Origin of the sequence: Clostridium sp. CM028 (assembly GCF_030585565.1) — a bacterium.
GTDB classification, from domain to species: Bacteria; Bacillota; Clostridia; order Clostridiales; family Clostridiaceae; genus Clostridium_AD; species Clostridium_AD estertheticum_B.
On sequence record NZ_CP077766.1, the window covers coordinates 425,190 to 438,310 of the forward strand.

Annotated in this window: 12 protein-coding genes and 1 other annotated feature (1 of these 13 only partly in view); all 12 genes read left to right on the plus strand. The window is 31.4% G+C overall.

Annotated features, from left to right (window positions below; genetic code table 11):
- Positions 1–7 (plus strand) — a binding site (T-box leader); it begins 187 nt to the left of the window's first position.
- 120 nt (positions 8–127) lie between these two features.
- The 12 genes from alaS (at position 128) to sigK (ending at position 13,073) form a co-directional block, all read left to right on the plus strand.
- Positions 128–2,773, plus strand: a complete 2,646-nt coding sequence (alaS, locus tag KTC94_RS02065) for an alanine--tRNA ligase (protein ID WP_216302805.1) — start codon at positions 128–130, stop codon at positions 2,771–2,773.
- Between the two features lie 183 nt (positions 2,774–2,956).
- Positions 2,957–3,214: an IreB family regulatory phosphoprotein gene (locus KTC94_RS02070; RefSeq protein WP_165412743.1), complete on the plus strand. Its 258-nt coding sequence runs from the start codon at positions 2,957–2,959 to the stop codon at positions 3,212–3,214.
- 76 nt (positions 3,215–3,290) lie between these two features.
- Positions 3,291–3,710, plus strand: coding sequence for a Holliday junction resolvase RuvX (gene ruvX, locus KTC94_RS02075; protein ID WP_165412742.1), 420 nt, complete (start codon positions 3,291–3,293; stop codon positions 3,708–3,710).
- Positions 3,711–3,782: 72 nt separating this feature from the next.
- Positions 3,783–4,040 (plus strand): DUF1292 domain-containing protein, encoded by a 258-nt coding sequence (locus KTC94_RS02080; protein ID WP_165412741.1) that lies wholly within the window; start codon positions 3,783–3,785, stop codon positions 4,038–4,040.
- Between the two features lie 183 nt (positions 4,041–4,223).
- On the plus strand, positions 4,224–4,676 hold the full coding sequence (locus KTC94_RS02085; RefSeq protein ID WP_165412740.1) for a Fur family transcriptional regulator: 453 nt from the start codon (positions 4,224–4,226) through the stop codon (positions 4,674–4,676).
- 248 nt (positions 4,677–4,924) lie between these two features.
- Entirely contained in the window at positions 4,925–6,748 is a 1,824-nt protein-coding gene (gene typA / locus KTC94_RS02090; RefSeq protein WP_165412739.1) for a translational GTPase TypA, read from the plus strand.
- A 21-nt stretch (positions 6,749–6,769) separates the two neighbouring features.
- Positions 6,770–7,768: an endolytic transglycosylase MltG gene (gene mltG / locus KTC94_RS02095; RefSeq protein WP_216302806.1), complete on the plus strand. Its 999-nt coding sequence runs from the start codon at positions 6,770–6,772 to the stop codon at positions 7,766–7,768.
- 100 nt (positions 7,769–7,868) lie between these two features.
- Positions 7,869–8,537: an O-methyltransferase gene (locus KTC94_RS02100; protein WP_216302807.1), complete on the plus strand. Its 669-nt coding sequence runs from the start codon at positions 7,869–7,871 to the stop codon at positions 8,535–8,537.
- Complete coding sequence (locus tag KTC94_RS02105) at positions 8,534–9,766, plus strand: U32 family peptidase (RefSeq protein WP_216302808.1); 1,233 nt, start codon at positions 8,534–8,536, stop codon at positions 9,764–9,766. Before KTC94_RS02100 ends, KTC94_RS02105 begins: the two co-directional genes overlap by 4 nt.
- On the plus strand, positions 9,766–10,401 hold the full coding sequence (gene udk, locus KTC94_RS02110) for a uridine kinase (RefSeq protein ID WP_165412735.1): 636 nt from the start codon (positions 9,766–9,768) through the stop codon (positions 10,399–10,401). Before KTC94_RS02105 ends, udk begins: the two co-directional genes overlap by 1 nt.
- A gap of 62 nt (positions 10,402–10,463) precedes the next feature.
- A complete protein-coding gene (locus KTC94_RS02115; RefSeq protein WP_220320206.1) occupies positions 10,464–12,221 on the plus strand; it encodes a penicillin-binding transpeptidase domain-containing protein in 1,758 nt (585 codons plus the stop codon).
- 123 nt (positions 12,222–12,344) lie between these two features.
- Complete coding sequence (gene sigK, locus KTC94_RS02120) at positions 12,345–13,073, plus strand: RNA polymerase sporulation sigma factor SigK (RefSeq protein ID WP_216302810.1); 729 nt, start codon at positions 12,345–12,347, stop codon at positions 13,071–13,073.
- Positions 13,074–13,121: the final 48 nt, after the last annotated feature.

The following is a 13,121-nucleotide window of genomic DNA, read 5'->3' on the forward strand; positions in this document are numbered from 1 at the left end:
CCCTTGCTTTAGGGAAGTGAAGGTTTTTTTTTATATTTTAGAAAATTATGAATTTTAAAATTCTATATATAAAATTAGCATAAATAGATCGTGTTAACACAGTCTATAAACAATCGGAGGAGATATTATGGAAAAATTAGGATTAAATGAAATTAGGGAATCGTTTCTAAATTTTTTTGAAGGTAAAGAGCATCTTAGACTAGAAAGTTTTCCTCTAGTACCTAAGAATGACAGCAGTTTATTGCTTGTAAATGCGGGTATGCAACCACTTAAACCATATTTTACAGGAATTAAAACGCCACCTAATACTAGAATAACTAATTGTCAAAAATGTATTAGGACAGGAGATATTGAGAATGTAGGAAAGACATCAAGACATGGCACTTTCTTTGAAATGCTTGGAAATTTTTCTTTTGGTGATTATTTCAAAAAAGAGGTTATACCATGGGCTTGGGAATATGCAACAGAGGTTTTGAAAATACCAAAAGAAAATTTATATATAACTATATATTTAGAGGATGATGAGGCTTTTGATGTATGGATTAAAAATACTGATGTTGATCCTTCACGTATTTTTAGATTAGGAAAAGAAGAAAATTTTTGGGAAATAGGTCAAGGACCTTGTGGACCGAGTTCAGAAATACACTTCGATAGAAATGTAGAACTCGGCCAAATAAAAACGGAAGAAGAGTTTATTAAGGCAGGCAATGAAGATAGAGTAATAGAATTTTGGAATTTAGTGTTCACTCAATTTAATAAGGATGAGCATGGTAACTACAACAAATTAAAAAATCCTAATATAGATACAGGTATGGGTCTCGAGAGAATAGCTGGCATAATGCAAGGCACAGATAGTATATTTGAAGTAGATACTATAAAAAATATTTTAGAAGAAGTTTCAAGAATTTCAGGCGTGAAATGTGGCGATAGCTGTAATGAGTCGATATCTTTAAAAGTTATAACAGACCATGTTAGAAGCACAACCTTTATGATAAGTGATGGTGTACTTCCGTCTAATGAGGGAAGAGGTTATGTTCTTAGGCGACTACTAAGGCGTGCGGCAAGGCATGGTAGGTTAATTGGAATTAAAAATACTTTTTTAAGTGAACTTTGCGATACTGTTATTGAAAACTCCTCTAAAGCATACCCAGAATTAAAAGAAAAATCATCCTATATTAAGAAAGTTATAAAAATTGAAGAGGAAAGATTTTTAGAAACTATAGATTCTGGTATGGATATTTTAAAAGTTTACATAGAAGAGCTTCAAAAAAATAACAATAAAATTTTAGGTGGAGATAAAGCTTTTAAATTATACGATACCTATGGTTTTCCATATGAGCTTACAGAAGAAATACTTAGCGACGCTGGTATAAAAATTGATTTAGAAGGATTTAATGCTGCAATGCAAAGTCAAAAGCAAAGGGCAAGAGCTGCTAGAGTACAGTCAAATTATATGGGCAGTGGAGAAAGTTCAATGAACTTAATTCCTAAAAATATAGAAACAAAATTTGATGGATATGATAAAATACAATTGGAATCTAAGGCTAAATTTTTAATTAGTGGCGAAGAGCATGTTACGGACCTTTCAAAGGGTTCAAAAGGGATTATTGTAACCGAAGATACTCCTTTCTATGCAGAAATGGGAGGGCAAATTGGAGATAAGGGAATAATTTTTAATGATAATTTTAAAGCAAAAGTGTACGATTGCCAAAAAGATATTTCCGGAAAAATAATACATTTTATTGAGGTGTTAGAAGGAATAGTGATAGCAGATGAAATAGTAACTCTTAAGGTTGACGAAGATAGGAGAGCTCAAATTTGTAAAAATCATACTGTAACTCACATGCTACAAGAAACGCTGAAAAGAGTTTTAGGTGATCACGTTCATCAATCAGGTTCTTATGTAAATGAAGATAGATTAAGGTTTGACTTCACTCATTTTTCTGCACTAACTGAGAAAGAGATTGCTAAAGTTGAGAAAATTGTAAATGACAATATTATGAAGGCGTATAAGGTAGAGACTGAGGTTATGACCATTGAGAAAGCTAAGGAAACTGGAGCTATAGCATTATTTGATGAAAAATATCAAGGAGATGTTAGAGTAGTATCTGTAGGAGAGTATAGTAAGGAATTATGTGGCGGTACTCATGTTAGAAATTCAGGCGAAATCGGATTATTTAAAATTTTATCTGAAGCAGGAGTAGCGGCAGGGGTTAGAAGAATTGAAGCTATAACTGGTAGTGAATCTATAAAATATGTAGAAGATAAAAGTAATTTATTAAAATATATTGGAAGTACATTAAAATGTTCAGAAAAAGACATAATAAATAAATTACAAACTCAATTGGTAGAATTAAAATACAAAGAAAAGGAAATAGTATTATTAAAAGAAAAATTAGCCAGTTCTTCAGTAGATGAAATTTTAGAGAATATTAAACAGGTCAAAGGTGTTAAAGTGATTTCGGGAGCTGTAAAAAATATAAACGGAGATGCTTTAAGAGATTTAGCTGATAAACTTCGTAATAAGATTGTTGATGGTGTAGTGGTAATAGGAAGCTGTACAGACGATAAAGTACAATTTGTTGCAATGGCGTCTAAGTCAGCAATAGATAAAGGAATACACTGTGGGAAAATAATTAAAGAAGTTGCTAAAATCGCTGGTGGTGGCGGTGGTGGAAGGCCTGACATGGCAGAGGCAGGTGGAAAACTTCCCGAAAAATTAGATGAAGCAATAACGAATGTATGCTCTATAATTGAAAGATTGGTAAAATAGTATACTTTTTGCAATAGTTGTTTTATAATATAATTAATAATAAGTAATTTAATTATAGTTAGTATGTAATTATGGAACTTATTACAACTGAAAAAATTTACTATATTACCAAATTATTTCCTAGCGTATTCAAATGGGATAAATTTTAGTGTTTAGCGTATGATGAGGAAAGGGGTGTATATAATGGATAATAATCAAAATACAGTCCAATTTGATTTTGTAAAAGATAAAAAAGATTTAACAAAAACTATTTTGACTGACGTATATAATTCACTTATAAAAAAGGGCTATAACCCAGTGAACCAAATGGTAGGATATCTAATTTCAGGAGATCCGACATATATAACGAACTACAATGGAGCAAGAGCGATGGTAAGAAAGCTAGAGAGAGATGAGATATTGGAAGAAGTTTTGAAATCTTATCTAGACATAAAAAAGTAAAATGCCCATAGGGGGCATTTTATTTTTTAAAGTTAATGGTGTACATTAACTAGGCTATTATTAAAGGAGCATTTGGATGAGAATATTAGGGTTAGATATTGGAGACAGAACAATAGGGGTAGCTGTATGCGATCCGTTAGGATTAACAGCACAGGGAATTACAACAATTAAAAGGAAAAGCATAGTTCTAGATATAGAGGAACTTTCTAAAATATGTAAGGAATACAATGTAGAAAGTTTTGTATCAGGCCTCCCTAAAAATATGAATGGAACTATAGGACCACAAGGGGAAAAGGTTCAGCGTTTTTGTGAAAAGCTTAAAGAAACATTAAATTTAGAAGTGAAAATGTGGGATGAAAGATTATCAACAGTAGCTGCTAATAGAGTAATGCTTGAGGGCGATTTATCTAGATCAAAAAGAAAAAAGATTGTAGATAAAATTGCGGCTACATTCATTTTACAAGGATATTTAGATAGTTTAGGCACACATCTATAAAATGAAATTTACAAAAATATGCAACGGGTATTAAGATATTATTGATTGCATAAATTGAAAGGAGAAAATAAAATGGATAACAATGTTGAAACCGTATTATTATATGATGAAGAGGGTAAAGAAATAGAATTTGACGTACTAACGAAATTGGACATTAAAGATAAGGAATATGTTATAGTTGCGCCAACTGGTGAAGAAGATATTGATGCAATTGCACTAAGAATAGATAAGGACGCAGAGGGTGAGGATATTTTAGTTACAATAGATGATGATGAAGAGTTTGAAATGATTTCGGAGGCGTATGACGCAATTTCTTCAGGAGAACTATAATAGTATTTAAGCAAAAAGATTCTAAATTAAGACATTTTAATATATTTTCAAACTAATTAACCTATTTTCTTAAAACTAAATGATTATCAATTGACAATATTATAATAAAGGATTAAAATAAAAGTATACTTAATATAATTTTATCTATGAGTCAAATGATGTTTGTAGAAAAGGGGTATATATATGTCAAAGGTATCTCCAGAGAGCGTTGAGAGTTTAAAAGAAACTCTAAAACAAGAGGGCTATAAGCTTACTCCGCAGAGAAGGGCTATTTTAAATGGGATAATTAAGAGTGAAGGTAGCCATCTTACTGCGGAAGAACTATATGACTTGGTTAAATCTGACTGTCCAGAAATAGGTCTTGCTACAATTTATAGAACAGTTCAACTTTTAGAAGAAATGGGTGTAATTCGAAAGTTTGATTTAGATGATGGCTGTAGTAGATATGAACTTAACCATGAGAATGAGAGACATCAACATCATCACCTAATATGTAATCGCTGTGGTAAAGTATTAGAGGTGCAGGGAGATTTACTAGAGGAATTAGAGACTATTGTTGAAAAAAAATATAACTTTAAGATTGAAGATCATAGTTTGAAATTCTATGGTGTTTGTGACAAGTGTATTTGCAAATAATGTAAACGATAAATCCTACAGAGGAAGCATTTGTATTTATGTGGGATGATGTGATGAAAAAACCAAGTAAATGATGTAATTTAAGTAAATGTATCATTTTTTTAATAATGAATGCTATACATAGTTGACTTTTTTGCAAGATAACATTAAAATAAGTATAGTAAATGCGAAAGTTGGGTACTTAAAGACGTATCCAATTTTTGTTTGTGTAATATGTTTAACTTACGAAAAAAAATTGGAGGATTAATATGAATTTATTTACAAGAAATGATGTTAGAAATATAGCAATAATTGCTCACGTAGATCACGGTAAGACAACACTAGTGGATTGTTTACTTAAACAAAGCCATGTTTTTAGAGAAAACGAAAAAGTGCAAGAAAGAGTAATGGACTCTAACGATTTAGAAAAAGAAAGAGGAATAACAATTCTTTCTAAAAATACTGCAATAATGCATAATGGAATTAAAATAAATATAGTTGATACTCCTGGCCACGCTGACTTCGGTGGAGAGGTTGAACGAGTACTTAAAATGGTTGATAGCGTACTTCTTGTAGTTGATGCATATGAAGGTCCAATGCCACAAACTAAATTCGTTTTAAAAAAGGCATTAGAATTAAACCTTAAGCCAATCGTTGTTATAAACAAAATTGATAGAAAAGATGGTCGTCCTACACATGTTCTTGATGAAGTCTTTGACTTATTTGTTGAACTTGGAGCGGATGATGAACAATTAGATTTTGCAGTGGTATATGCTTCTGCTAGAGAAGGATTTGCTAAATTAAATGTTGATGATGTAAGTGACAACATGGAACCATTATTTGATTCTATAGTAAAGAATGTAAAGGCACCAGAAGGATATTTAGATATGCCACTTCAATTGCTTATTTCAACTATTGATTATAATGAGTATGTTGGTAAGATTGGAATAGGAAAGATCGAAAGAGGATCAATCAAAAGAAATCAACCTATCGCACTTATAAGAAAAGATGGCACAATAAACAATGTTAAAGTTTCAGCTCTTTTTGTTTACAAAGGTCTTAAAAGAGAAGAAACTGAAGAAGCAATGCTTGGTGATATAGTAGCAGTTTCTGGTATTCCAGACATTAACATCGGAGAGACAATAGCTGATATTAATGAACCAGAAGCTCTTCCATTCGTTGAAATTGATGAGCCTACACTAACTATGAATTTCATGGTTAATAATTCTCCTTTTGCAGGAAAAGAAGGAACTTATGTTACATCAAGACACATAAGAGATAGACTTATCAAAGAGCTTGAAACCAATGTTAGTTTAAGAGTAAAAGAAATTGATGATGGTTTTGAAGTAAGTGGAAGAGGAGAACTTCATCTTTCAGTTCTAATTGAAACTATGAGACGTGAAGGATATGAATTCCAAGTGTCAAAAGCAAATGTTATATTTAAAGAAGAAAATGGCCATAAAACAGAGCCAATTGAGTACCTTACAATTGACGTACCAGAAGAATTTATGGGCGTAGTAATGGAGAAAATGGGACCTAGAAAAGCAGAAATGGTAAATATGACTTCAGCTATAAATGGATACACTAGATTAGAATTTAAAATACCATCAAGAGGATTAATTGGATTTAGAAGTGAACTTATGACTGATACCAAGGGTAATGGTATAATGAATCACGTTCTAGATGGTTACGATAAATACAGAGGTGAAATACCAGATAGAAGTAGAGGTTCTTTAATTGTATTTGAAACAGGAGAATCAATTACTTACGGATTATTTAATGCTCAGGATCGTGGTACTCTTTTCCTAGAACCAGGAGTGCCTGTATATGCAGGAATGATTGCAGGAGAATGTGCAAGAGCTGGAGATATGGAGATAAATATTTGTAGAAAGAAACAATTAACAAATACTAGATCTTCAGGAGCAGATGAATCACCAAAACTAGTTCCAGTAAAACAAATGACACTAGAACAATGCTTAGAATTTATAGCTGTTGATGAGTTAGTTGAAATTACTCCTCTAAATATCAGAATGAGAAAAAGAATATTAGATTCAGGAGAAAGAAAAAGAGCAACTAGCAAAAAAAGCAAATAGCATAAATTATGGGGTGGTTTAATGAAAAAGATAGTGCTATTAATTATGGTTTTAATAGTTTGCGTATTAGCTGGTAATTTTCAGTATAAAAAGATAATACAGCATCCTATTAAAACTAATAAAGATATCTATGTTAATGTGAAAAATGGAGACGCTTTGTATAGTGTACTAGATGATTTAAACCAAATTGGTGCTATAAAAAATGCAAGTATTATAAAATTTTATATCAAATCAAACAAAATAAAATCTAATGTTCATACAGGAAAGTTCTTGATACCAAAGGATGTTACAGTTGTGGAGTTTATAAAAATTTTATCAACTGTAGGAAATGAAAAAGACATTATTAAAGTAACAATACCTGAGGGATTTGATATAAATAGTATTGCAAATATGCTACAAGAAAAAGGCATAATAAACAAAGAAAAATTTATTGATAGCTGTAAAACTTACAAGCTGCCTACTTATATTACGGAAAAAGAAAACCGAAAATTTAATTTGGAAGGTTTTCTTTTTCCATCTACATATGATCTTAAAGCCGGTATGAGTGGAAATGCAATAATAAAATTAATGGTGGATAAGTTTTATAGTACTATAAATGAAATAAATAAAGAAACGCCTATAGAGATGAAGAAATTAGATGATATAATAATAATGGCATCAATTGTTGAAAGAGAAACTAGTGATAAAAATGAAAAAGCTAAAGTGGCATCAGTTTTTTATAATAGGCTAAAAAAAGACATGAAGTTACAATCTTGTGCAACTGTTTTATATTCTTTAGGTAAACATAAGGAAAAATTATACAATAAAGATTTAGAGGTTAAGTCACCTTATAATACCTACAAGGTGACAGGACTTCCTGTAGGTCCAATATGTAACCCAGGAAAAGAATCTATTAAAGCAGCCTTATCTCCTACTAAAACAAATTATTTATACTTTGTTTTAAGTAATGATGGAAAGCATTTTTTTACAGATGACTATAATGAATTTTTAAAGGTCAAAGATGTAACACAAGGATTTTAGTTAGTGTTAGTCACATGAGAATAAATAACAAGTCAGTATAATTATATCGTTGACTTGTTATTTGTTTTTATGTGCATTAATGAATTTTGGAGGAAATTAAATGAGTGGGATAACATATGATTATATGGAACAATATTTAAGAGATCTCATTCCAAGTAATGTTGGTATTTTAGATGAGCTAGAGAAATTTGCTCTCGAGAATAGAGTCCCTATAGTTCAAAAAGAAACTGCTAAATTTTTGGAATTAATGATAACTATAAATAGACCTAAAAAAATTTTAGAGCTGGGCACGGCTATAGGATATTCTTCTATTTTAATGAATTTAACTTCCGGTGGGTTAAGTGAAATTACGACTATTGAAAGAGATGAAAAAATGATAGAAATTGCAAATGCGAATATAATAAAATACGGAATGCAGAATAAAATTACTGTTCTAAAAGGAGATTGTTTAGAGATTTTAGAAAGTCTCCAAGATGAATATGATATGATTTTTATGGATGCAGGTAAAGGTCACTATAATCATTTTCTTCCTCACTGCTTGAGACTCTTAAAAAGAGAGGGAGTTCTTATTGCTGATAATGTACTTTTTCGAGGAATGGTTGCATCGAAAGAACTCGCAACACGTAGAAAAATCACTATAATAAAACGTATGAAAAGCTATTTAGAACTAGTATCTAATAATGATAACCTTGTAACTTCTGTAATACCAATGGGTGATGGTATCTCAGTTACAGTAAGAAAGTTTGCAGGGGGAAGTAAGGAGGCATGAAACTAATGAAACCAGAAATATTAGCACCGGCAGGTAATTTGGAGAAATTAAAAGCAGCTATAAATTTTGGAGCAGACGCAGTTTATTTAGGCGGAAGTAAATTGAATTTAAGAGCTTTTGCGGATAATTTTAGCAATGTTCAATTAAAAGAAGGTATAGACTTTGCACATTCCAAAGGTAAAAGAGTATATGTTACATTAAATGTATTTCCTCATAATGACGATTTAGAAGGCCTAGAAGGTTATCTAAAAGAAATATATGAACTAGGTGCAGATGCTATTATTGTTTCTGACCCAGGAATTATTATGACGGCTAGAGAAGTTGTACCAAATTTAGAAATTCATTTGAGTACCCAATCTAACAATGTAAACTACAAATCAGCTATTTTTTGGCATAAGCAAGGGGTCAAAAGAATTGTTCTTGCAAGAGAATTGTCTCTAGGTGAAATTAAAGAAATTAGAGCAAAGTTGCCGGATAGTTGTGAACTTGAAGCTTTTGTCCATGGATCTATGTGTATGGCATATTCGGGAAGATGTCTTATGTCAAATTATATGACGGGAAGAGATGCAAATCGTGGACAATGCGCCCAGCCATGTAGATATAAATATTTCTTAACGGAAGAAAAAAGAGATGGTGAGTACTTTCCTATAATAGAAGATGATAAAGGCACTTACATAATGAATTCAAAGGACTTATGCATGATAGAACATATACCGGAACTTGTAGAATCAGGGATAACGTCATTTAAAATAGAAGGAAGAATGAAAAGCTCATATTATGTTGCTTCTGTATGTAAATCCTATAGAGAAGCTTTGGATACATATATGAAGGATTCAGTAAATTATAAATTTCAAAAAAAATGGATGGATAACCTCTTGAAACCGAGTCACAGACAATATTATACTGGGTTCTACTTTGGAGATCCCAATAAACAGATACATGAATCCTCTTCATATATTAGAGATTACGATATAGTTGGAATTGTACGCGAATACCATTCGGAAAATAATATTGCATTAGTGGAACAAAGGAATAAAGTATTCCAGGGTGATACTGTTGAAGTATTAAGGCCTGTAGGAGATAATGTTTTAATTGTGCTTAATGATATGAGAAATTCTAAGGGCGAAAGCATAGCTGCTGCACCAAGTGCCCAGATGTTATTCACTGTAAATGTTAAAGAAAAACTACATGAGAATGATATACTTATCAAATCTAAGGAGAAAGAATAATGTATCGCCCGGTTTTAATAGGGATAACCGGAGGAACGGGTTCAGGAAAAAGCACTATAGCGAGAGAAATTTATAAACATTTTGATGAGACATGTATTACAATGATTGCACAAGATTCTTATTATAAGGATCAGAGTAATCTTTCTTTTGAAGAAAGAATAAAAACAAATTATGATCATCCGGATGCTTTTGATACTTCACTATTAGTGAGACACCTAAACCTTCTTTTAGAAGGAAAGGTTATTGAAAAGCCTATATATAATTTTGAAATGCATAATAGAATAGAAGAAACAGTTTCCGTGCAGCCAAAGGAAATTATTATATTTGAAGGGATTCTTGTACTCCAGGAAAAGGTTCTTCGTGACATGCTGGATATTAAAATATATGTAGACACAGATGCAGATGTTAGGTTTATACGAAGACTTACAAGAGATATTACCGAGAGAGGTAGAACAACAGATTCTGTTATAAATCAATATTTAAATGTTGTTAAACCAATGCACGAACAATTTATTGAACCTACCAAAAGACACGCTGACATTATTATACCTGAAGGCGGACATAATAAGGTAGCTATAGATATAATTACAGCTAATATAAGCCAAATACTGCAGAAACAGCAAAAGAAAAAATAACATATTTGAAGTATAAAACATCTCAATCTAGGCGAGAATTAGCCTAGGTGAGGTGTTTTTTTATGAGTAGTAGAAATAATATCTTTGGTTACTCAAATCAAAGAAGTGAAATTAAAAAAAGAACTTGGACGGTAATGGGTGTGTTTACGGTATTATTTTGTTTTTTAATTTGGAGAATCATGAATTACATGTATTTTAAATCTGAACCCTTGAAAACTATGTTTAATTCACAATATACAATAGATGAACAATATGGGTCGCTATATAGTTTAACTGACTGTAATGGGCGAGATCTTTTGAATTATGCTGTGAGTTACTATGCGATTATTGATCCTGTCGATTATTTGAGATTTAATGAATATACTAGCAAATATGACATGCAAGCATTAACTATTACTTTAAGAAACTATGATAAAGGCTATGATTTAGAAAAAATAAAAGGTAATGGTAATGGAGAGAAAATAAGATATAAAATTGATGAAGTGACTTATAATAAACTTAAAGATATTAAAAAAGTAAAAGGATTTTATACCTATGAAGCTAATGAAGTGATCAAGGATAGGAATTGGAAAATTGAAAATGTATTGATAGACCCGAAATACAATAAAGAACACGTTGATCCTGTATCTAAAAAAGTCGTTAGTGATTATGTATTCAAAGGTACTGATTCTTTGGAAATGGAAATATACAATAAAACTAAAAATAATGATTATACAAAAATTAGATTTGCTAAAGGGGTTAATGGCGAAATAGCTGCGGGCAAAATTATTAATCCTAAAAACAATGTTAATGTAAGACTTACCTTAGATAAAGAAATCCAAGATAAAGCCTGTGCTGTTATTCATGAGGGAATCTACAAAAAGTATAGTCAAATTGGTGTTGTAGTAATGGAGAGCAATAATGGAAAGATAAGGGCGATGGTACAAAAGGATGATAACGCTTATAATGCGAACTTAGGATATCCAAGTACTAATGGAGCTTTGCCGGGATCGATTTTTAAAGTTATTGTGGATGAAGCTGGTTTAGACACGAACAAAATAGATAACTATAAAAAATATACAGTAAGTCCTAAAATATTTCTAGAAGAGCCTTTTAAGGGAGAAACATTTACAGTTGCAGAGGCGCTAGCCAAATCTTCTAATAACATATTTGCTCAACTAGGTTGGAAAATAGGTTTTAAAAATATATATGATTATGCAGAAAAACAAGGGATGTTACATAAAGTATTAAATATTCATCAAGAGGCCAGTGGTAAGTTTGACATGGCGGATTTATTACACCCTACGGATGGTGATACAAGTCAAACAGCTATTGGTCAGAATGTTAGAATAACGCCGCTAGAAGCCATGAGTATTCCTAATACTATTATAAATAATGGAGTGTATGTTCAGCCAAGCATAATAGATGCATACGTAAATGACGATAATAAAATTCTAGGGGAAATTACCCCTAAAAATACGACCATATTAAAAAGAGAAACTGCAGAAGCTGTGAAACTTCATATGATGGATGTAGTAAACAAAGGCACAGGAACCCAGGCTTCAATTAAAGGCATGGATATAGGTGGGAAAACGGGCACTACTACATACTATGTAATTAAATTAGTAAATGGGAAAAAAGAAAGTCAGAAGTGTTCCGATGGATGGTTTGTTGGCTTTTTCAATTTAAACGGGAAAAATTATTCCATGGTTGTATATGTAAATAATATTGAGATGAGTAATGTAAAAGGTGTAGCAGATGAAGAAGGTGGAGGTACAGCGGCTCCGATATTTAAAAAAGTAGTTAACGCCATTAAAACATCTCCTGTGAGGCTGCATTAAAGACTTCGGAAGGAAAGTTATTAGCTAAAGAAATTTATAAAATAATAAAATAAATTTCCATGTACAGGCACTTTTAGTAAAATAAATCATATTATATTATAAGCTCTATTAGGAGGAACATCTGTGTTTTTCATAAATTGTTTATTAGATATGATTGGAAATGTTACACTTTTGACGGCTTATATAACTGGAAGTAGTTCATTCCCTCAACCATTAAGTGAAGAAGAGGAGAAATCCTATTTAAAAAAGTTAAAGGACGGCGAGTTACTAGCTAAAGGTGTATTAGTTGAACGAAATCTAAGACTAGTTGCACATATAGTAAAAAAATATTCCTATCCAGGAAAGGATGTAGATGACCTGATTTCTATTGGAACTGTAGGTCTTATTAAAGCCATTGATTCCTTTGATATAAGTAAGGGAACAAGGCTTGCCACCTATGCTGCAAGGTGCATAGAAAACGAGATACTTATGCTTATTCGCAATAATAAGAAAACAAAAGGGGAGGTTTACCTGCAAGACCCTATTGGTATTGATAAAGAGGGTAATGAGATATCACTTATGGATGTGTTAAGCAGCGATGAAGATTCTATTATTGATATAGTAGAAAGTAAAATACAAATTAAAAAGCTTTATAATAAGATAAACGTAGCTTTAATGGATAGAGAAAAAACAATAATTCAAATGCGATATGGATTACTTGATGGTAACCCTAGAACTCAAAGAGAAATTGCATTGATCTTAGGGATTTCAAGGTCCTATGTTTCTAGAATTGAAAAGAGGGCATTAAAGAAGCTTAATAAGGAATTAAATAGTACTAGTAAAAATAGGTTGAATAGTTCTAATAAATTGTAACAACTATGGTATAATTATAAAATGTACACCGTTAGTCAAATAAAGCAT